The sequence below is a fragment of the Bradyrhizobium sp. B124 genome, from assembly GCF_038967635.1.
Classification (GTDB): domain Bacteria; phylum Pseudomonadota; class Alphaproteobacteria; order Rhizobiales; family Xanthobacteraceae; genus Bradyrhizobium.
Map to the genome: position 1 here is coordinate 2865932 of NZ_CP152413.1, position 21061 is coordinate 2886992.

Consider the following 21061-nt stretch of genomic DNA (forward strand, 5'->3'; position numbering starts at 1 on the left):
CCGTCTGTGGCCGATTCATCCTTCGAGGCTCGTCCAGCGGCGCAAGTGCGCCGCTGAGCTCGCACCTCAGGATGACGGGGAAATATGTGAGCGCACTCGCACGGCCTGCTGTCATCATCCTACACCCCGAGATACGCCTGCTTGATGGTGTCGCTCGCCGCGAGTTCTGCCGCCGTGCCGGCGGCGCGGATGCTGCCGGCTTCCAAGAGATAGGCGCGGTCGACCACGCGCAGCACCTGCTGCACGTTCTGCTCGACGATCAGCACGGTCAGCCCGCTGGCGCGGATGCGCTTGACCAGCTCGAACACCTGCTGCACCACGACCGGCGCGAGCCCGGCCGAGGGCTCGTCGAGCAGCAGCAGTTTCGGGTTCGACATCAGCGCGCGGCCGATCGCGCACATCTGCTGCTCGCCGCCCGACATGGTGCCGGCCATCTGGTGACGTCGCTCCTTCATGCGCGGGAACAGCTCGAACACGAAATCGAGCCGCTCGGCGTAATGCGCGCGGGCGCCGGGCATGTAGGCGCCCATCTTCAGATTGTCGTCGACGGTGAGCCGCGGAAACAGCCTTCGGTTCTCCGGCACATGCGCGATCCCGAGGCTGACGATGCGATGCGCCGGCGTCCTGACGACGTCGACCCCCTCCATCGATATCTTGCCGTTACTCGGGCGGATCAGGCCGGAGATCACACGCATCAAGGTGGTCTTGCCGGCACCGTTCGGACCGATCACACCGACCGCCTCGCCCGCCTTGACGTCGAGGCTGACGTCGAACAGCGCCTGGAAGCTGCCATAACCCGCGTCGATCGATCGGAGCTCCAGCATGCCGGTCACGCCCCGATCCGGCGGCGCGCCTGCTCGGCGACGGCGGCAGCCAGGCTCGCATCCGCATCGGTGCCGAGATAGACCTCGATCACCCTGGCATCGCCGGCGACATCGGCCGGCAGACCTTCGGCGATCTTCTCGCCGTGATCGAGCACCATCACGCGGTCGACCACGCGCATCAGCACACCCATGATGTGCTCGACCCAGATGACGGTGATGCCGAGCTCGTCGCGGATTCGGCGCAGCATGTCGGCGGCCTGGTCCATCTCGGTCTCGTCGAGACCGCCGAGGCTTTCATCGGCGAGCAAGAGTTTCGGGCCGGTGGCGAGCGCCTTAGCGAGCTCGAGCTTCTTCAACCCGGCCGCGCCCAGCCCCTCGACACTGCTATGCCGATCGGTCGGCAGGCCGACCATCGCCAGCGCGCGCTCGGCCGCCTCCTCGGCGTTGCTCCGGCTGTGGCGACCCTGGCCGTAGAAGCCGGCGAGCACGACATTCTCGAAAATGCTCAGCCGATGGAACGGCCGCGGGATCTGGAAGGTGCGGCCGATGCCGCCAACGATGATCCGGTGCGGGGCGAGGCCCGCGATCTCCCGGCCGTCGAACAGGATCGAGCCCTCGGTCGGCGGCAGCGTACCCGAGAGCATGTTGAAGATCGTGCTCTTGCCCGAGCCGTTCGGGCCGATCAGGCCGAGGATCTCGCCCTGCTCGACGCGGAACGACACGTTGTTGACGGCGCAAAAGCCGCCAAACCGCTTGACCAGGCCTTCGACGGCGAGCACGGCGTCCCTTTCGCGAGCGAGCTATTTGTAGCTGTAGGTGGTGCCGGCCGGCAGCGGCAGCACGGTCTCGCGCTGCATCTGGCTCTTCGGCCACACCACATAGGATTTGTCGTCGATGTATTGCAGCACCACGGGGAACGAGCGCGCGTTCTGCCCGGCGTACTGCTCGCCCTCGCCGTAGAACTTCACGCCGTAGCCGAGCATGGTGCCGCCCTCGGGAATGTCGGTGTCGAGTGCCGCCTTGCGCAACGCATCCGGATCGATGCCGCCATACTTCTTGATCGCGCGCGGCAGCACGTCGTCGAGGAACACGTAGGCGTTGGCTGCGCCGATGCCGACATGAGCGGAGCGGATCGGTACACCGGGCTTCAGTCGGTCAAACTCCTCACCGACCATCTTGATCACCGGCGGCAGCTTGGCATCCATGCCGTTCTGGTTGGCGAGCCAGATCGAGATCGGGTCGGTGTTGAAGAGATAGTTGGCGTCGGCGCCGAGGCCTTCCTTCAGCTTCTCATAGACGCCATAACCGGCGCCATGGCCGACGATGGCGCCGAACTTCAGCCCCTGCTCGCGCGCCTGGCGGAATAAGAGGGTAATGTCCGGATTGTAGCCGGTGTGGAAGATCACATCGGGCTTGGCGCGCTTCAGCTTGGTGACCAGCGCCGACAAATCGGGCGCGGTTGCCGAATAGCCCTCCTTGAGCACGATGTTGAAGCCGGCCTTCTTTGCACCGGCTTCGTTGCCCTTGGCGACGTCGACGCCGTAGGCGCCGTCCTCATGGATGATGGCAACGCGGAGGTCTTTCGGCTCCTTGCCGAACTTGGACATGGAGTATTGCGCGATGAAGTCGGTCGTCATCATGCCGTACTGGTTGCCGGCGGCCTGCGGGCGGAACACGTATTTGTAGTTCTTGCCGTCGAATACGCCCGAGGAGATGCAGGTCGTGATCCACATGAACCTCTTCATCTGGTCGACCCGGGCCGCCACCGGCACGCATTGCGCCGAGGAGAAGAAGCCCATCACCATGTCGACCTTCTCCTGCTCGAGCAGGCGGACGGCCTCGTTGATCGCGATGTCGGGCTTGCTCTGCGCGTCGGCGTAGACGGCCTCGACCTTGTAACCCTCGACGCCGATCTTGGCGTAATGGTCGAGCATGATCTTGACGCCGGTATATTGCAGCTCGGAGCCGCCACCGGCTAGCGGGCCGGTCAAATCGAAGATCACGCCGATCTTGATCTTCTTGTCCTGCGCATGCGCGGCACCGGCCACGCCCAGCGCCGCAAGCGCGACAGACAGACCCGCGAGCCAGCGGGCGGCCTTCCTGACCGGCATGAATCCCTCCCCAGAGATTGTGCACTGCATTTTTTGTTTTCGTTCGGCCCTATCACATGGGGAGCGGCCGATGATGTCAAGCGCGATGGCTGCGTCCGCACGGCGCAGGCGTGATCAAAGCTTCAGCAAATGGTCGCGGACGCACGGGCGGGTCGATAGCCAACCATTTCATTCCGCCGCGATTGCCGGTTCGACCGGGCGGGGAACGACCTTACGGGCTCGGCTGCGGCTGAAGCGGTGCAGCGCAAGGTAGACCACCGGCGTCGTGTAGAGCGTCAGGAATTGCGACACCAGCAGGCCGCCGACGATCGCGTATCCGAGCGGCTGGCGGATCTCCGCGCCGGTCCCGTGCCCGAGCGCAAGTGGCAGGGCGCCGAGCAGCGCTGCGAACGTCGTCATCATGATCGGGCGGAAGCGCTTCAGCGCCGCCTGGAAGATCGCCTCCTCCCGGTCCATAGCCTCGATCAGCTCGGCATGGATTGCAAAATCGATCATCATGATCGCGTTCTTCTTGACGATGCCGATCAACAGGATGATGCCGATCAGCGCGATGACGCTGAGCTCGAGGTTGAACGCCATCAGGATGAGAAGCGCACCGACGCCAGCCGAAGGGATCGTCGAAAGGATCGTGATCGGATGGATCAGGCTCTCATAGAGCGCACCGAGGATGATATAAACCGCGATCAGCGCCGCGAGGATCAGGAGTGGCTGGGTCTTGAGCGAGTCCTGAAAGGCCTGGGCATTGCCCTGGAAGGTGGTGATCAATGTGGCCGGGACGTTGAGCTCACGCTTTGCCTTCTCGATCGCCTCGACGGCCTGTCCGAGCGCGGCGCCTGCAGCCAGATTGAACGACAGCGTGATCGCCGGGAACTGGCCCTGATGGCTGACCGATAGGGACCGTACGGTGCGCTTTTGTTCGACCAGCGCGCTCAGCGGCACCTGCCGCCCGCTGCTGGACGGCACGTAGATCAAATCGAGCGCGCCCGGATCGAGCTGGAATTGCGGATCGACCTCCAGGATCACCCAATAACTGTTTTGCTGGGTGAAGAATTGCGCGACCTTGCGCTGTCCGAATGCATCGTAGAGCGTATCGTCGATCGCCTGGGTGGCAACGCCGAGCCGCGATGCCGTATCTCGATTGATCTCGAGCCGCAGGGTCGGACCGGCGATCTGCTGGTCGGTCGCGACGTCGCGCAACAACGGAATTCCCTGCAAGGTGCGAAGCAGGATCGGCGCCCAGTGATCGAGCTCGTCGAGATCGCTGTCCTGGAGCGTGAGTTGATACTGCGTGCGGCTCGCGCGTCCGCCGACATTGATGTCCTGCGACGCCTGCATGAACAGCGCAATTCCCTGCACGGCGGCAAGTTTCGGCCGCAGCCGGTCGATGATCTGGCTCGCATTTGCATCGCGCTGGTCGCGGGGCTTGAGATTGACGAACATGCGGCCGTTATTCATGGTCTGGTTGACGCCGCCGACGCCGACCGCCGACATCACGCCGTCGATGCCCGGGTCAGCCAACAGAATGCGCTCCAGCTGCGACTGCCGCTCCAGCATGGCTGGATAGGAAACGTCCTGCGAGGATTCCGAAACGGCGACGATGAATCCGGTGTCCTGCTGCGGAAAGAAGCCCTTCGGAGTCAGGACATAGAGATAGCCGGTCAGGATAATGGTCGCGATGGTCGCAGTCAGCGTGAGCCGCCGGTGACGCAGCACCCGGCGCAGGCCGGATTCGTAAACCGCGAGCATGCCATCGAAGAACCTCTCGCTCAGCGCATAGAGCCGGCCGTGCCGCTTGCCTTTTTCCTCCTGCAACAATTGCGCGCACATCATCGGCGTCAGCGTCAGCGAGATGACGGCCGACACCAGGATCGCCACGCTCACCGTGACAGCAAATTCGCGGAACAGCCGCCCGATAATGCCGCCCATCAGCAATACCGGAATGAACACCGCGATCAGCGACAGGCTCATCGAGATGATGGTGAAGCCGATTTCGCGCGAACCCTTCAGCGCAGCCGCAAGCGGCGAGTGGCCCTGCTCCAGGTACCGCGCCACATTCTCGACCATCACGATGGCGTCGTCGACGACGAATCCCGTCGCGATCGTCAATGCCATCAGTGAGAGGTTGTCGAGGCTGTAGCCGAGGACATACATCACCGCGAATGTGCCGACCAGCGACAGCGGAACGGTGATGCCGGGGATCACGGTGGCCCAGGCGTTGCGCAGGAACAAGAAGATCACCATCACCACCAGCGCGATGGTGAGCATCAGCGTGAACTGAACCTCCTCGACCGAGGCGCGGATGGTCTGGGTGCGGTCGGTAACGACATGGACGTCGACGGCCGACGGGATCGAGGCCTTCAGTCGCGGCAACGCCGCCTTGATGTGCTCGACGGTGTCGATGACGTTGGCGCCGGGTTGCCGCTGAATGATGAGGATGGCCGACGGTTGTCCATTGAAGGTGCCGGACCCGCGAATGTTTTCGGCGCCATCCACCACGGTGCTGACGTCGCCGAGCCGGACCGGCGAGCCGTTGCGCCAGGCGACGATGACCGGCCGATAGCCCGCAGCATTGAACAATTGATCGTTGTTCTCAAGCGTGAAGCCCTGGTGCTGGCCGTTCAGCGTGCCCTTGGGGGCGTTGAGCGTGGCGGTCGCGATGGCCGACCGCAGATCTTCAAGGCTCAGGCCGCGGCCCGCGAGTTCGAGCGGATTGGCTTCGACGCGCACGGCGGGCTTCTGTGCGCCGGCGATCAGTACGGCACCGACCCCGTCGACCTGGGAAAGTTGCTGCGCGAAGATGTTGTCGGCAAGATCGCTGACCGTCGTCATCGGCAGGGTGTCCGAGGTCATCGCCAGCACCATCACCGGCGGGTCCGACGGATTGGTCTTCCGATAGGTCGGCGGTGACGGCAAATTCTTCGGCAATTGCCCACCGGCGGCGTTGATCGCGGCCTGCACATCCTGTCCGGCGGCGTCGATATTGCGGGCAAGGTCGAACTGGATCGAGATCACCGATATTCCAATGCCGCTCACGGAGGTGAGCTGGGCTACGCCCGACATCTGCGCCAGCTGCCGCTCCAGCGGGCTTGCCACCGAAGAGGCCATCGTCTCCGGGCTCGTGCCTGGCAACTGGGCCGTCACCTGAATGGTGGGAAAGTCGACCTGCGGCAGCGGCGCGACCGGCAACAGCAAATAGGCGACGAGGCCGACCATTGCGAGACCCGACATCGTCAGCGCAGTTGCGATCGGACGTCGGATAAAGGGCTCGGAAATATTCATCACGTGTCGCCTTATTCTCGGCCCTGGGCCGTGGACGCGGCGCGCTCCCGCGAGGGAGCCACCGGCGCGGTCACGACGCGGGCGCCGGGCCGGAGCTTGTAGTGGCCGTCGACGACGATGGTTTCATGGGCAGCGAGGCCGCTCTCGATCAGCGCCTCGCCGTTGCTGCTGGCGGCGATCCGCACGAGGTGCGGTTCGACCGTGGAATCCTGCCGGACGACGAACGCGTAGCTGCCGTTAGGTCCCGATTGCAGCGCGGATTCCGGCACGACCGGTCCGCGGCGGACGCCGAGCAGCAGGCGGGCGCTGACGAATTGGCCGGGCCAAAGCCGCCCGTCGAGATTTTGAAAGATCGCCTTGAGTCGGATCGAGCCGGTGCCTTGATCGATCTGGTTATCGATCAGTTCGAGACGGCCTTCGGCAAGCCTGATGCGGTCGTCCTGATCATACGCCGATACGACAAGCGCCCCGCCCTGCATCGCATCGACGATCTCCGGGAGATATTTCTGCGGCAAGGTGAAGATCACGCCGATCGGCGCCACTTGCGTGATCACGACAAGTCCGCCCGGATCGGAGGCATGAACAATGTTGCCCTGATCGATCAGGCGAATGCCGGTGCGGCCGGCGAGTGGCGAGACGATCGTTGTATAGCCCAGCTGCACGCGCGCATTGTCGATCACCGCCTGATCATGCGCGATCGCAGCCTGATATTGCGCGACCAGCGCTTCCTGGGTATCGACGCTCTGGCGGGTGGCGAACTCCTTGACCACGAGCTTGCTGTAACGCTCCAGGTCAAGCCTGGCATTGGCGAGCAGCGCTTCGTCACGCGCCTTGTCGGCCTCGGCCTGATGCAGTTGCGCCTGATAGGGGCGCGGATCGATCTGCGCTATCAGGTCGCCGACCTGTACATCCTGGCCTTCGCGAAAGGCGATCTTTTGCACCTCGCCATCGACGCGCACTTTCACGGTCACGGTGTTGTAGGCCTGGACCGTGCCGAGTCCTACGCGCGAAATCGCGAAGTCCTGATCCTTCACCACACCGGCCGTCACAGGCACAGGCCGCGCAGGTGCGGTATTCGCGGCCGGTTTCATGACGCTGGACGGAATGCCTTCGCGCCACAGATAAGTGCCTGATACCGCAAGCACGGCTGCAGACAGGCCCGCAATCCACAGTTTAGGAGCGTTCATCGTGTTGTCCTGTCATGGAAGGGGCTGACTTGTCCTTCCGCTGGCGCGTCCCCCGGAACGGGATTATTATTTATACGACGTATAACTTATACGGCGTAAAAGCAAGGGCTGATGCCGTGGAACGCCGATCGGGGGGCTTGGCTCACAGGATCTTGAAGGCCGCCGACGCCCGGTGGCAGTCGGACGGCGAGAAGGCGGAGCGCGACTACGCTGTGCACCAGACCGAAGACCGAGCATGGCCGCTCGGGGTTTCAGAACTAGTCTACCGAGAAAAGAAAAGGACTGACTGAAACGAGCGGCGTTCCGTCGCTCGTTTGCTTCACTCGAAATTCTATTTCCTTTTCCGCGCTCGTATCCAGAACGCTAACGGACAGTATCGCAATGCACGTGACTTCTCGCGTTGCCTTGTCCCTTGACTTCACGAGTATCGTGCCGTCCAGGCTGTAGGCGGCGCTTTTCCTTGCACCGTCCAAGATCGCCGATTTTTCAGTATCCGATTTCGCAGCATTCATCATTGCTTCAAGCGAACTCGAGTATTTGAGAGTAAAAGTCACCAGCTTGTTATTTTGATCGTCCGAAAATGTCTTGAGTACCGAACTGCGGGCATTCAAGGAACGACACTCCTGCTCCGCAATTTGGTCCGCTTCGCCACAGCCGCTCAACAAGAGCAGCAGAACGAAGCGTGCCAGAAGCGCCTGCCCTTCCCTCATCGGTCTCATTGGACTGCCTGTGTCGGATTGCCCCGATACGCTTTGCGCCAGACCGGCGACAGAGCGTGACCGCGGGCAGATAGTTGCGCCGGAGTTTCGGTCGGCCGAGCCATTGCACGGCCTCGATCCAAAGCGCGCCATCCTGGCGCCGCAACGGTCGGATTCCGCTTCGGTCGGTGCCGAGCACCTCATCAAAGCGCCGCTCTATACTAATTGAATTCGGCGGCATGGAGCTTCACGAAATCGCGCGTGTTCACCGGTGCTTTGCCCGTGAGCTTGTATATGGTGTCCGTCATGCGGTCGTAACGCCCCTGCCGGTTCAACTCGGTCATGGCCGAGAGATGGCTGACGACGTGCTCGGGAAACCCCGCCCGCCGAAGGCCTTCGCTCCACGCCGCGAGCGGGACGTCGCGATATCGGATGGGCCTGCCGAGCGCCTCGGAGAAAGCACGCGCATAGTGGTTCAGATCGGCGGATTCCGGCCCCGTCAGATCGTAGATTCGTCCGATATGTGGTGCGGGATCGTCGAGGATCGCCGCGACCGCGCGCGCCACATCGACCGCCGAGATCGGCGAGGTCTTGCCATCGCCCATCGGAAGCGCCAACTCGCCGGAGGCCCGCACGCCGGCGGCGGCGAGCATCAGAAAGAAGCCCTCAAGGAACACCGTCGGCCGCACCGTGACGACAGGCAGTCCCGACCAGGCCAGAGCCTGCTCCGCCAGCCAGTGCAGCCTGTGCTGCGGGCTGTCGGTGGTCTCGTTGATGCTCATCTGCGAGACCGTCATCTGCGACATGTTCACGAAAGCCTCAACGCCGTGGTGCCGCGCCACCGCGGCAGTGTTGATCGTAGCTTCCAGGTAAGCCGCCGAGACAGACATACCGAAATAGATACGCCGGCAACCTTCGATCGCGCGGTGCATCGAGGCGAGGTCCGTCAGGTCGCCCTTTACGACCTCTGCGCCGAGCCGCCGCAAGGCTTCGGCGCGCGCGTCCTCCCGCCGAACCAAGGCGCGCACCTTGTGGCCATTCTTGAGCAGGAATTCGGTGAGGCTGCGGCCGACGCCGCCCACAGCGCCGGCTGCTCCGGTCACGAGAATCGGCTTGTCGTGCTTGTGTTTCGTCGTCATGTTGCTGACCCTTGGGTTGCGTTCAAAGGACGAACTGCGTGATATCTGTGATGCCCGGGGGCTCGAACCCGGAGATGGTGCGCATTGTGCTGCGACCCGACCTCAGCGCGTCGGCAACCCGGCCTGCCGCATGACGAAACGCTGGATCCGCGGGATGACGATGATCAACATCGGGACGATCACGACGTAGCTCGTTGCTGCGGCCTTCAGCCAGCGCAGGGCGAAATCGGGCTGGAACCCATAGTTCATGGCGAGACCGACGAACGACATGCTGGTCGACGTGATCAGGCCGGTGATCAAGGAGATCGAGGGTCCAATCAGTTTCGGGGAAAGGGCCATTTGCTTGCTCCTGGGTACGGGGTTATTATTTAGACGACGTATAACTTATACAATGTAAAAGCAAGAGGGCCGATGCCGAGAACTGCCGATCCGGAGCTGCCTCACAGGATCTTGAAGGCCGCCGACACGCTGTGGCAGTCGGGCGGCGAGGAGGCTGTGACGATCCGCGGCGTCGCCGCGGAAGCAGCCACCACGACGCCGACGGTCTATAGCTACTACGCCGACCGGGAGGCGTTGCTGACGGCGTTACGCGCGCTGGCTTTTCAGCGCTTCTCGGCCTACCTCGCAAAATCCCGCGACTTTCAGGACACCTGCGTACGGCATCTCGAGTTCGGCAGCACCCACCCCCGCGATTATGAATTGCTCTACGGGCGTGGCTGGATGGAGCGCGTCACCACGGGTGCGCAGGCCGGCGAGATCGAACGATACACCACCCATATCGTGCGTGCCGGTGTCGATGAAAGCAGGGCCGCGCACATCGCCTATCCGATCATGATGATGCTGCACGGCGTGGTGATGCATCGGCTGTTGAACAAGAAGCCGGGTCCCCTCGGCCGGACGATTGCAGCAGCCTGTCTCGACGCCTGCATGACCCTGCTTGAAAGTGCGCGGCAGGGGAAATAGCAGATTGCGATTTAGAACCCGCGGAGACGATTGAAGAAACCCATCACCATGTCGACCTTCTCCTGCTCGAGCAGGCGGACGGCCCTCCTGACCGGCATGAATCCCTCCCCAGAGATTGTGCACTGCATTTTTGCTTTCGTCCGTCCTATCACAGGGGGAGCGGCCGATGATGTCAAACGCGATGGCTGCGTCGCCACGGCGCAGGCCTGCGCAAAGTCTCGGCGAAGCGCTGCCGACGACCTTTCAGACCGGAGAACTACGGAAGGAACCTTCGCTATTTCTGACTTATCCTGAGGCCTGCGAAGTAGCTGTCATTGGAGGCGACACATGACTCATATGCTTTGCAGAACGAGACTCATCTCGTGGTTCGGTGCGTGCGTGCTTGGATTGGGAGCGTGGCTTGCCGCTTCGTCGGCTGCGGTGGCGCAGAATTCACCTTCTGCCGAGGCCAGGCTGAAGGAGTTGAATATTACGCTGCCGCCCGTGCCTGTTCCCGTCGCCAACTACGTCGATGCGGTCCGGGTTGGCAATCTGCTCTTTCTCGCGGGAAACACCCCGGCAGCTGACTGGAAGTACAAGGGCAAGGTGGGGAAGGACCTCACCGTGCAGGAAGGCTATGACACGGCCCGTCAGGTCGGCCTGATCATGTTGGCGAAGGTGCGCGTCGCACTTGGGAGCCTCGATCGCGTCAAGCGCGTGGTCAAGGTCTTCGGAATGGTCAATTCGGCCGAAGGCTTTGGTGATCAGCCGAAAGTCGTGAACGGCTTCTCCGATTTGATGGTGGAGATCTTCGGCGAGGCGGCCGGCAAACACGCGCGATCTGCTGTTGGAATGGCGGGCCTTCCATTCAACAACGCTGTGGAGGTCGAGATGATCGTTGAAGTGGCCGAATGATCGGCCGTTGCATCGAGTCAAGGTCCGTCGATTACCGACGATCCCCCGTCAGAAGCGCTCACGCCCTACGCAGGCAGCTGCGTTTCGATGAACGCGGTGACGAAGCGCGGCATTGCGGCCGAGAGATCGGCACGGCTCCGCACCAGATGGATGCCGGCGAGTTCGGGATTTTTTTGAAGCGCGAGATTGGATTCGATGCGCGCACGCAGCGTGTCAGCGGGCATGTCGACGCGCAGGATCTGCATCATTGCGAGCGCAACGCCGGTGTAGATGCAGTGCCAATCGGCATCCGCGCGGCAATCCGCGGCGGTAAGACCGGTCTCCTCCTCGAGCTCCCGCATCACGCTGCCGGCGATATCGACCGTCTCGCCGCTGATGTCGTCGAGATCGGGCGTGCCGGAGGGAAAGTAGATCCGTCCGGCATTCGCGGTCCGCTCGCCCATCACGCCGCACACGAAGGCGCCGTCGCTCGAGAGCAGCGCTCCCATGCCGAAGCCGTTGAAGACCTCATTGTCCGGAAAGCCCCAGTCGCGCCAGGCGAGGAAGCTTGCGAAATCGGTCTCGAAATAGCGCGCGCTAAGCCGCTCGCCGGCAAACACCGGATCGCGCCCGAGCAGGACGCGGCCGTTCCACAGGTTCGGGTTCAGCCGCTGCTGCTCGGCGAAATGCGCGTCGATCTCGTCGCGCCGCTCGTCCGCGAACGGCCAGGGACGCTGCTGCAATGCCAGATCGAGCGTGGTGACGCGGCAAATCAGCGGAGACTGCATGTCGGGCACAGCGCGCTTACTTCGCGCTTCCGGTCGTCTTCTTGACCTGATCCACGAACTTGTTGGTGTAGGTCTTGGTGACGTCGATGCCGGCCTTTGCGACCTCCGGCGAGCCTTCGCTGAACACGGCGAGCACCGCTTCGGCGCCCTTGGGATCCATCTTGCCGGTCTCGGAATACATCGGGATCGTGTTCTTCAGCGCGGCCAGATATTGCTCCTTGTTCTTGCCGACAAGCTCCTCCGGCATCTTGGCCATGATGTCCTCGGCCGAATGCGAATGGATCCAGGCCAGCGTCGCCATGATGGCATTGGTCAGCGCCTGCACTTCCTTCTCGTGGCCGTTGACCCAGGCCGTGGTCGAATAGAGCGCGCCGCCGGGATATTCGCCGCCGAACACCGCGAGCGTGTCGTGCTGGGTGCGGGTGTCGCTGAGAATCTTGAGGTCGGCGTGGCTGCCTTGCAGCACGGTGACAGAGGGATCGAGCATCACGGCGGCATCGATCTGGCCCTGCTCCATTGCGGCCACCGCGGTGGCGCCGAGGCCGACGCCGATCACGGCGGTGCCTTGGGGATCGAGGCCGTTCTTCTTCAACATGTATTTCAGGAAGAAGTCGGTCGAAGAGCCCGGCGCGCTGACGCCGACCTTCTTGCCGGCAAGATCCTTGATCGAGTTGATCTCGCCGGTATGCTTCGGCGAGACCACCAGCACCAGGCCGGGATAGCGGTCATAGACTACAAAGGCCTGCATCTCCTGCTTCTTGGCGGCGATATTGACGCAGTGGTCGAAATAGCCGGAGACGACGTCGGCGCTGCCGCCGAGTACGGCCTTCAGCGCATCCGAGCCGCCCTTGAGATCGACCAGCTCGACCGCTAGCCCGGCCTTGTCGTATTCGCCAAGCTGCTTGGCCAGCACGGTGGGCAGATAGCACAGGCAGGCGCCGCCCCCGACCGCGATGGTGATCTTGCTTTGCGCCGCGGCAAGGCCCGTGGACAGGGTCAGCGCCAGCAGCGTTCCGGCAAGCTTGCCCAGCAGTTTGTTCATGACGTCCTCCGTTCGACTGGCCGGCACGATAGAGGAGCAAGCCTGCCTTGAGAAGGCGACTTTCCGGTTACTGGTCAAGCCTGCGGCCACGGCATAGCATCGCGGATGCAGGAAAACGCCGAACAGGCACCAAGAATATTTCAAGGGAAACATCAAGGGAGGCCTTCATGAATCGTCTTGCAACCGCGCTGTCGATTGCCACTGCCTTTGCGGCCGGCTGTGGCGTTACCCATTTGCTGCGGCCGGCGCTCGCCGCCGAGAGCATCACCGCGCAGGTCATCCATACCGGCGAGATGGAGGGCGACAAGCTCGGCGACGCCAACAAGGTCGGCTTCCGCTCCAAGACGTTCGTCTCGGCCGATGGCGCCACCGTCTCGATCCAGGACGGCAATGTGCCGAAGCACATGCACCCCAACACCAACGAGATGCAATTCGTGCTCGAGGGCACCGGCACGGTCTGGCTCGGCGACAAGGAAGTGACGGTCAAGCCGGGCGATTTGATCGTGATCCCGAAGGGCACGCCGCATGGCGGCAACAAGCCGAACGGCCGCGCCATCAAGTCGATCGCGATCAAGACGCCGCCGCAGGCGCCTGACGATACCAAGCTGCTGGATTAACGACGGTCCGTCAGCCGTCATCGCGAGGCGCGTCCGACCGTGCAAGCACCGTCACCCCAGCGACAAAGGCGAAGCCTTTGCGCGGGGATGACGGTGCTTGCAAGGGCTCATAGCTGTCAGGCGCGCAACTGACGGTTCCATGACACCACGATCAACGGATTAATCACTTGCCTCACCTCCGCTCGCTCCATAATATGATGATCGTCATTTTATAGAGAGCGAACCATGAGCCTGGACGATCACCCCACGGTCAGGGCGGTGCGCGCGCGCAGCAGCCAGCACGTTCACGACGTCCCGGTCTCTTCGGAACTGCTCAAGCGGATCGCGCGCGAGTGCGGAGCCGATGACGTCGGCATCATCGAGTTTGACCGGGCGGCCATCGCATCGCAACGCGACTTCATCCGCAAGGTCTACGGCCGGACGCGTTCCCTGCTTGCGATCGTGTGCCACATGAACCGCGAGCCGGTGCGCTCGCCTTCGCGCTCCGTCGCCAACGAGGAATTCCACGGCACCTACGATCACGTCAACGAAACCGCACGTGCCATCGTTCGCGCGCTCGACGAGCACGGCATCCCGGCCTGCAATTCCGTCGCCGCGTTCCCGATGGAGATGGACCTGCCCCGGATCATGATGGTCCAGCACAAGCCGATCGCGGTGGAAGCAGGCCTCGGGCGGATGGGAATCCATCGCAGCATCATCCACCCGAAATTCGGCAGCTTCGTCCTGCTCGGCACCGTCCTGCTCGGATGCGAGGTGGACGCTTATGACCAGCCGATCGACTACAATCCCTGCCTGGAGTGCAAGCTGTGCGTGGCCGCCTGCCCGGTCGGCGCCATCAAGCCGGACGGCGGCTTCGATTTCCTGTCCTGCCACACCCACAATTATCACGACTTCCTCGGCAACTTCACGCAGTGGGTGGAGAAGGTCGCGGATTCCAAGGACGCCAAGGATTATCGCGCCCGCGTCCCCCGCACCGAGACGTTGAACATCTGGCAATCGCTGTCGTTCAAGCCGGGCTACAAGGCGGCCTATTGCATCTCGGCCTGTCCTGCCGGCGAAGACGTGATCGGCCCATTCCTGCATGATCGGGACGCGCATTTCGCCGACGTCGTGCAGCCGCTGATCGACAAGGACGAGTTCGTCTACGTGATCCCGGATACCGACGCCGAGGACACGGTGACGCGGCGCTTTCCGCACAAGAAGGTCCAGCATGTCACGTCCGGCCGCCATACCGGCAGCATCCAGGCCTACACCTTCTCGCTCTCGCTCGGATTTCAGCGCGGCAGGGCGCGCGGTCTCGATTTCGTGACGCATCTGCGCTTCACCGGGGCAAGCGCGCTGGACATGACGGTCGTGATCAAGGGCAAGGAGTTGCAGGTGGTGCCGGGGCGTCATGTCGGCGATGCGGCGCTGAACATCACCGCCGACACCCAGGCATGGCTGCGCATCCAGAACCGCGACCTCGACCTGGCCGACGCGATTGCCTCAGAGCTGGTGAGCTACAGCGATGAGAGGCTGTTCGCGGCCTACATGCGATGCTTCCCGCTGTAAGTGGCCGCGTAGGGTGGGTTAGCCGAAGGCGTAACCCGCCATCTTTCATTGCCGCACAAAGTTGGCGGGTTACGCGGCGCCAACCCGCCCTACGATCTTTGACCCGCCTTACCTCTCCACGTCATTGCGAGCGAAGCGAAGCAATCCATCTGTCCGTGTACGCGGATGGATGGATTGCTTCGTCGCTTCGCTCCTCGCAATGACGGCGTCGTGCGTCACACCAACAGACCACCGCCATCCACGGCAAGAATCTGCCCGGTCACGTAGCTGTTCAGCATCAGATAGACATAAGCCGCGGCCGCCTCGCTCGGCGATGCGGCGCGCGGTAACGGCAAGCCTGCCACGTAGCCGCGCACCCTCTCCTCCGGCATCTGCTTGACGCGCTCGGTGAGAATGAGCCCCGGGCAGACGGCATTGACGCGGACCGGCGCGAGATCGACGGCAAGGCCGCGCGCCAGGCTCTCCATGGCACCCGCGGCCGCGGTAACAAACGGCATCCCCTTTTGCGGGCGGTGTGCCAGCAGGCCGCCGGTCAGCGTGATCGAACCGCTCGCAGCGATCACACGGCTGGCGTGCTTGACCGCCGCGAGCGAGCCCCAGAAACGAAGAGTGAGGGCCTCGCGCGCGGCGACGAGATCGAGATCCCGCGTGGCACCGAACGCCGGAAGGCCCTGATCGCCGGCCGTGATCGCGAGGTGATCGAAGGCGCCGACCTGCTCGAAGAAGCGCGACACGCCGGCTTCGTCGCGCAGATCGACGGTGCTGCCCAAAGATCCCGGCAGCCGCGCGACCGCCGCATCGACATTGGCCGGCTTGCTGGAAGCAATTACCACCTCCGCGCCCTGCTCCCGCGCCAGCGCAGCGACCGCGAAGCCGATCCCCGACGATCCTCCGATTGCGATCACGCGCTTGCCGTCGAGCGACATCTTGGCGTCTGTCATGGTCCGTCCTCCGCCGCAGCTACGCGAAATAGGCAGGGTGATCGATGTCAGCGATCAGCCCGGGCTGCTGCGGCTGCCAGTCGAGCCGCGCGCGCGTCCGCGCACTCGAGGTCGGCACATCGAAGGCGACGAACCTGCCGAACATGCCGAAATGCTCGGCCGCCTCCTCTGAAGATTTCGACACCAGCGGAACGTTGAGCCGGCGGGCGATGACCTCGGCGATCGCCTTGAACGGCACGCCCTCGTCGGCGACCGCATGGAATGGGCCGCCTTCGACGCCGCGCTCGAGCGCGAGCCGGTAGACACGCGCCGCATCCAGCCGATGCACACCGGGCCAGCGATTCTGCCCCTCACCGATATAGGCCGAGACGCCCTTCTCGCGCGCAAAGGCGACGAGGCGCGGCACGAAGCCGTGGTCGCCATGACCATGCACCGAGGGCGGCAGCCGCACGACGGCCGCAGGTACGCCGCGCGATGCCACGGCCATCGTCGTCGCCTCGGACGCACGCGGATAGGCCTCGGAGACTGGAATCGGCGGATCGTCTTCGGTTGCGACGCGGCCCTGCGCCACCCGCGCGACGCCCGATGTCGTGATCAGCGGACGTTTCGAGCCTTCGAGTACGGCACCGAGCGTCTCGATCGCGCGCCGGTCATCCGCGCAGTTCTGCGCAAACTTCGAGAAGTCGTGGTTGAAGGCGCAATGGATCACAGCGTCGGCCCGCGCGGCGCCGCTCTTCACGCTGTCGAGATCCTCCAGCGTTCCGTAGTGAACCTCGGCGCCGGCGGCGGCGAGCGTTTGCGCGCCCTTGTCGGAACGGGTCATGCCGAGCACCCGATGGCCGGCGGCAATCAGATCGTCAGTGACGGCCGAGCCGACCCAACCGGTGGCTCCAGTGACAAACACGCGCATCAGCAAGTCTCCAGGTTTTGCAGGCGACAAATCTGGGTCGTTGCGCTATCGTGGTAAAGTAGTGACTTTATCATGGTATAATGGCTAACAGGATGAGCGAGCCGCTCGCGCAAGAGAATCTGCTCGGCGCCTATCTGAAGGACCGCCGCAGCAAGCTCGATCCGGCGACGTTTGGATTTCCGCCGGAGCGGCGACGCACGCCGGGCCTGCGCCGCGAGGAAGTGGCGCAGCGCGCCAACATCTCGGCGACCTGGTACACCTGGCTCGAACAGGGCCGCGGCGGCGCGCCGTCGGCCGATGTGCTCGACCGCATCGCGCGTGCGCTGATGCTGACCGATGTCGAGCGCGAGCATCTGTTCCTGCTCGGCCTCGGCCGCACGCCCGAGGTGCGCTATCAGAAGAGTGAGGGCGTCTCGCCGCGGCTGCAGCGCGTGCTCGACGCGCTGGAGCCACGCCCGGCCATCATCAGGACCGCGACATGGGATGTCGTCGCCTGGAATCGGGCGGCGACCGTGATGCTGACGGACTACGGATCGCTGCCACCGCGCGAGCGCAACGTGCTGCGCTTCATGTTCCTCGATCGGCGCGTCCGCGCCGCGCAACATGACTGGGCCAGCGTGGCGCGCTTCGTCGTTGGCGCCTTCAGGGTGGACGCGATGCGCGCCGGTGCGGCCGCCGAGGTGCAACCTTTTGTCGATGAGCTCTGCCGGCTCAGCCCGGAATTCGCGGCGCTCTGGCGCGACAACGACGTGCGAACCCATGGCGAGGGCGTCAAGCAGCTCCGCCATCCGGTCCTCGGCCCGGTCAAGTTCGAATACTCAGCGTTCGCGGTCGATGGCCGGTCCGACCTCAGCATGATCGTCTACAATCCTGTTGACCCGGAGGTGATGGAGAAGATCCGCGGGCTGATGGAGGCCGCGCCGGCAGACGAACGGAGATGACCGGTGCGCGCTTCTCACAAAACGAAACGCAAATTGCGTCGCTTCTCTGACACGACGTCAGGTACAGTCGCCCCACCACCGAGCTAACGGTGGGATTTGGGAGAAGATAGCCATGAAAGCCTCGTTACTCCTCGCGGGCCTAGCTGTCGCGATCGTGTCGATTGCCCCCCGCAAATGCTGAGAACAAACCCAAACTCGCTAAGCAAGCGGCCTCGGGACCGGCCTGCTCAGTCTCCGGTACCTGGCCCAATCCTACGCCGGTGGTTTGCTGGCCAGAGGGCGTCAAGCGCTTCCACAACTTCAACGAATGCAGGGAATCCTTTCTGAAGCTTGGCTTCGATACCAATGGCATCTCGTGGTTCTGCACCAGCCAGGGATACAAGAGCTGACGGTTTCGCACCCGGAATGCATAGAAGCCGCCTTCGTTCGCGGCCTCCTTCGTTCCGGACGTGCCAAGCTTGTGTGTTAATCCCGCGTCACCGCTGTCGGCCGCCACACCAGCAGCCGCTTCTCCACGACAGTCACCGCCATGTCGATCAGGATGACGAAGGCCGACAGCACGAACATGCCGGCGAACACGCCGGCGACGTCGAACACGCCCTCGGCCTGCTGGATCAGATAGCCGAGGCCGGCCGCGGAGCCGAGATATTCGCCGACCACCGCGCCGACCACCGCAAAGCCGACCGAGGTGTGCAGCGAGGAGAACATCCACGATAGCGCCGAGGGCCAGTAGACGTGGCGCATCAGCTGCCGCTCGTTCATGCCGAGCATGCGGCCGTTGTCGAGCACCGTGGTCGGCACTTCCTTGACGCCCTGATAGACGTTGAAGAACACAATGAAGAACACCAGCGTGACGCCGAGCGCGACCTTGGACCAGACGCCGAGCCCGAACCACAGCGCGAAGATCGGCGCCAGCACCACGCGCGGCAGCGCGTTGACCATCTTCACATAAGGATCGAACACCGCGGCGACACGCGGCTGTCGCGCGAACCAGAAGCCGACCAGGATGCCACCGCCCGAACCGATCACGAAGGCGAGGATGGACTCCCACAGGGTGATCGCAAGATGCTTCCAGATCACCCCGGTCGAGAACCATTTTACAATCTGGCTGAAGACGTCGACCGGATTGGAGAAGAAGAACGGCGGCAGCAGCACCTTGCCGAACACCGGAACGGTTGAGAAGAACTGCCACAAGGCCAGCGTGACGACGGCGACCAGGACCTGCAGGGACAGCAACGTCAAGCGTGACATCAGGCGGCTCCCGCCTGCGTCGACTGGACATAGCCCTTCATCACCTCGTCTTTCAGCACGCCCCAGATTTCGCGGTGCAGGGCATGGAAATCCTTCTCCATCCGGATTTCAGCGATATCGCGCGGCCGCGGCAGCGTGATGCGCCAGTCGCCGATGATGCGCGCGGAAGGACCGGCCGACATGATCACGACACGGTCGGCAAGCGCGATCGCCTCCTCGAGATCGTGGGTGACGAACAGCACCGCCTTGCGGTCGGCGGTCCACAATTCCAAGAGCAGATTGCCCATGATCTGCCGCGTCTGGGCGTCGAGCGGGCCGAACGGCTCGTCCATCAGCAGGATCTTCGGATCGCGGATCAGGACCTGCGCGAGCGCGACGCGCTTGCGCTGGCCGCCCGACAGCATGTGCGGATAGCGGCCGGCGAAGGCGCCGAGCCCGACCGAGGTCAGCCACTGCTGCGCGCGTGCGAGCGCATCCGTGCGCGGCGTACCCCGGATCTCGAGCCCGATCGCGACATTGTCGATCGCGGTCTTCCACGGGAACAGCGCATCGGCCTGAAACAGATAGCCGGCGTCGCGGTTGAGGCCACTGAGCGGCCTGTCGAAAATCCGCGCCGACCCGGCGGCCGGTTTCAACAGCCCCGCGGTGACGTTGAGCAGCGTGGATTTTCCGCATCCGGTCGGGCCGACAATGGCGACGAACTCGCCATGCGCGACCGAGAGATTGGCCTGCTCGACCGCGGTATAGACGCGTCCATCCGCCAACCGAAACGCCACTGTCGCACCGTCAAGCGCGACCGCCGTCGGCTCCGTCATCGCCACGCATTCCTCCCGAATATCAGGCAAATGGCTTAGCGGTTCGCTCGGGCAAGTTCAACGCAGGAAGATGGCGCAGGACGCGTGCTGAGGGACCGCGGTCACGCGATTTTCAGACACGCCCGGTGGCGCACTGCGCAACCGGGGTTGCGCATCGCACCGACTTCGTCGAGGCTGCGGGCCAAGACGGTGGACAAGGAGACAATCATGCGGATCGCAGTGGTCGGCGCCGGAGGTGTCGGCGGCGGCTTTGGAGCGGCGCTGGCGCATGCCGGCGCCGACGTCACCTTTATCGCGCGCGGCGCGCACCTCGCCGCCATGCGCAGCGAAGGCCTGAAGGTTCAGGGCGGCCGCGGCGAAACCCACCTGGTCCCGACCCAGGCGACCGACGACCCCGCAAGCGTCGGCCCGGTCGATATCGTGCTGTTCTGCGTCAAGCTGTGGGACGTCGAGAGCGCCGGCGCGCACATCAAGCCGATGGTCGGTCCCGACACCGCGGTGATCCCGCTGCAGAACGGCATCGACGCGCCGGACAGGCTGATCCCGATCCTCGGGCGCAACGCCGTGATGGGCGGCGTGGCGCAGATCTCTGCCTCGATCATCAAGCCCGGCGTGATCAACCAGGTCGGCACCTTCATGCGGATGATCTTCGGCGAACTTGATGGCCGCATCACGCCGCGCGGCAAGGCGCTGCTCGCGCTCTGCCTGAAGGCCGGCTTCGACGCCACGCTGAGCGAGCAGATCAACACCGAGCTGTGGATGAAGTTCGTTGGCCTCGCCACCAATGCCGGGATGACTGCGGTCACGCGTCAGCCGATCGGCAGGCTGCGCGACGATCCCGACCTGCGCCCGTTCTTCGTATCGGCCTGCGAGGAGATCATCGCCATCGCCCACGCCAGCGGCGTCAAGCTGCCACCGGACCCGCTTGCGAAAGTGCTCGACTTCATCGGCCACGCGCCGCCGGCGATGAAGGCGTCGATGGCGCTCGATCTCGAGCGCGGCAACCGGCTCGAACTGCCCTGGCTAAGCGGCAAGGTGGTCGAGCTCGGCCGCAAGCTCGGCGTGCCGACCCCGACGCACGACTTCCTCTATGCCGTGCTGAAGCCCTATGCGATGGGTGCGCCGTCGTAG

At 63.8% G+C, this 21061-nt stretch carries 20 protein-coding genes; 6 read left to right on the forward strand and 14 right to left on the reverse strand.

The annotated features are described in order from the left end of the window. Positions 1–119: 119 nt before the first annotated feature. The 8 genes from AAFG13_RS13900 to AAFG13_RS13935 form a co-directional block, all read right to left on the reverse strand. On the reverse strand, positions 120–824 hold the full coding sequence (locus AAFG13_RS13900; RefSeq protein ID WP_212310785.1) for an ABC transporter ATP-binding protein: 705 nt from the start codon (positions 822–824) through the stop codon (positions 120–122). Between the two features lie 5 nt (positions 825–829). Further along, positions 830–1603 carry an ABC transporter ATP-binding protein gene (locus AAFG13_RS13905; RefSeq protein ID WP_342712348.1) on the reverse strand — a complete coding sequence of 258 codons (774 nt, stop codon included), beginning with the start codon at positions 1601–1603 and terminating at the stop codon, positions 830–832. A gap of 21 nt (positions 1604–1624) precedes the next feature. Next, positions 1625–2935, reverse strand: coding sequence for an ABC transporter substrate-binding protein (locus AAFG13_RS13910; RefSeq protein WP_212310443.1), 1311 nt, complete (start codon positions 2933–2935; stop codon positions 1625–1627). Positions 2936–3103: 168 nt separating this feature from the next. Then, on the reverse strand, positions 3104–6214 hold the full coding sequence (locus tag AAFG13_RS13915) for a multidrug efflux RND transporter permease subunit (protein ID WP_342712349.1): 3111 nt from the start codon (positions 6212–6214) through the stop codon (positions 3104–3106). A gap of 11 nt (positions 6215–6225) precedes the next feature. Next, positions 6226–7401, reverse strand: a complete 1176-nt coding sequence (locus AAFG13_RS13920) for an efflux RND transporter periplasmic adaptor subunit (RefSeq protein ID WP_342712350.1) — start codon at positions 7399–7401, stop codon at positions 6226–6228. 257 nt (positions 7402–7658) lie between these two features. Beyond that, positions 7659–8111 carry a hypothetical protein gene (locus AAFG13_RS13925; protein ID WP_342712351.1) on the reverse strand — a complete coding sequence of 151 codons (453 nt, stop codon included), beginning with the start codon at positions 8109–8111 and terminating at the stop codon, positions 7659–7661. Positions 8112–8320: 209 nt separating this feature from the next. Then, positions 8321–9202 carry an NAD(P)H-binding protein gene (locus tag AAFG13_RS13930; protein WP_342712352.1) on the reverse strand — a complete coding sequence of 294 codons (882 nt, stop codon included), beginning with the start codon at positions 9200–9202 and terminating at the stop codon, positions 8321–8323. Positions 9203–9340: 138 nt separating this feature from the next. Next, positions 9341–9577: a DUF2798 domain-containing protein gene (locus AAFG13_RS13935; RefSeq protein ID WP_092115815.1), complete on the reverse strand. Its 237-nt coding sequence runs from the start codon at positions 9575–9577 to the stop codon at positions 9341–9343. A gap of 72 nt (positions 9578–9649) precedes the next feature. On the opposite strand from AAFG13_RS13935, the gene AAFG13_RS13940 reads away from it, so the two are divergent. Both AAFG13_RS13940 and AAFG13_RS13945 read left to right on the forward strand, forming a co-directional pair. After that, positions 9650–10201, forward strand: coding sequence for a TetR family transcriptional regulator (locus AAFG13_RS13940; protein WP_092115816.1), 552 nt, complete (start codon positions 9650–9652; stop codon positions 10199–10201). Positions 10202–10528: 327 nt separating this feature from the next. After that, positions 10529–11095, forward strand: a complete 567-nt coding sequence (locus tag AAFG13_RS13945; RefSeq protein ID WP_244549558.1) for a RidA family protein — start codon at positions 10529–10531, stop codon at positions 11093–11095. Positions 11096–11160: 65 nt separating this feature from the next. Here the strand turns inward: AAFG13_RS13945 and AAFG13_RS13950 are convergent, their stop codons facing one another. Together AAFG13_RS13950 and AAFG13_RS13955 are read right to left on the reverse strand one after the other, a co-directional pair. Next, a complete protein-coding gene (locus AAFG13_RS13950; protein WP_212310448.1) occupies positions 11161–11862 on the reverse strand; it encodes an NUDIX hydrolase in 702 nt (233 codons plus the stop codon). 16 nt (positions 11863–11878) lie between these two features. Continuing rightward, positions 11879–12904: an ABC transporter substrate-binding protein gene (locus AAFG13_RS13955; RefSeq protein WP_342712353.1), complete on the reverse strand. Its 1026-nt coding sequence runs from the start codon at positions 12902–12904 to the stop codon at positions 11879–11881. Between the two features lie 167 nt (positions 12905–13071). On the opposite strand from AAFG13_RS13955, the gene AAFG13_RS13960 reads away from it, so the two are divergent. Both AAFG13_RS13960 and AAFG13_RS13965 read left to right on the forward strand, forming a co-directional pair. Then, positions 13072–13521: a cupin domain-containing protein gene (locus AAFG13_RS13960; protein ID WP_223975587.1), complete on the forward strand. Its 450-nt coding sequence runs from the start codon at positions 13072–13074 to the stop codon at positions 13519–13521. Between the two features lie 225 nt (positions 13522–13746). Next, complete coding sequence (locus AAFG13_RS13965; protein ID WP_342712354.1) at positions 13747–15072, forward strand: 4Fe-4S binding protein; 1326 nt, start codon at positions 13747–13749, stop codon at positions 15070–15072. A 215-nt stretch (positions 15073–15287) separates the two neighbouring features. On the opposite strand, the gene AAFG13_RS13970 is transcribed toward AAFG13_RS13965, so the two are convergent. Beyond that, entirely contained in the window at positions 15288–16013 is a 726-nt protein-coding gene (locus AAFG13_RS13970) for an SDR family oxidoreductase (protein ID WP_342712355.1), read from the reverse strand. 19 nt (positions 16014–16032) lie between these two features. After that, positions 16033–16923: an SDR family oxidoreductase gene (locus AAFG13_RS13975; RefSeq protein WP_342712356.1), complete on the reverse strand. Its 891-nt coding sequence runs from the start codon at positions 16921–16923 to the stop codon at positions 16033–16035. A gap of 92 nt (positions 16924–17015) precedes the next feature. Here AAFG13_RS13975 and AAFG13_RS13980 point away from each other — a divergent pair, with 92 nt between their 5' ends. Then, the gene (locus AAFG13_RS13980; RefSeq protein WP_342712357.1) at positions 17016–17864 is read left to right on the forward strand and encodes a helix-turn-helix transcriptional regulator; all 849 of its coding nucleotides are present in this window, start codon (positions 17016–17018) and stop codon (positions 17862–17864) included. 465 nt (positions 17865–18329) lie between these two features. Here AAFG13_RS13980 and AAFG13_RS13985 read toward each other — a convergent pair whose 3' ends face one another. Both AAFG13_RS13985 and AAFG13_RS13990 read right to left on the reverse strand, forming a co-directional pair. After that, positions 18330–19115, reverse strand: coding sequence for an ABC transporter permease (locus AAFG13_RS13985; protein ID WP_212310455.1), 786 nt, complete (start codon positions 19113–19115; stop codon positions 18330–18332). Next, on the reverse strand, positions 19115–19930 hold the full coding sequence (locus AAFG13_RS13990) for an ABC transporter ATP-binding protein (protein WP_342712358.1): 816 nt from the start codon (positions 19928–19930) through the stop codon (positions 19115–19117). The genes AAFG13_RS13985 and AAFG13_RS13990 overlap by 1 nt, the downstream gene beginning before the upstream one ends. 207 nt (positions 19931–20137) lie before the next feature. Between AAFG13_RS13990 and AAFG13_RS13995 the strand changes: the two genes are divergently transcribed. Beyond that, entirely contained in the window at positions 20138–21061 is a 924-nt protein-coding gene (locus AAFG13_RS13995; RefSeq protein WP_249131686.1) for a 2-dehydropantoate 2-reductase, read from the forward strand.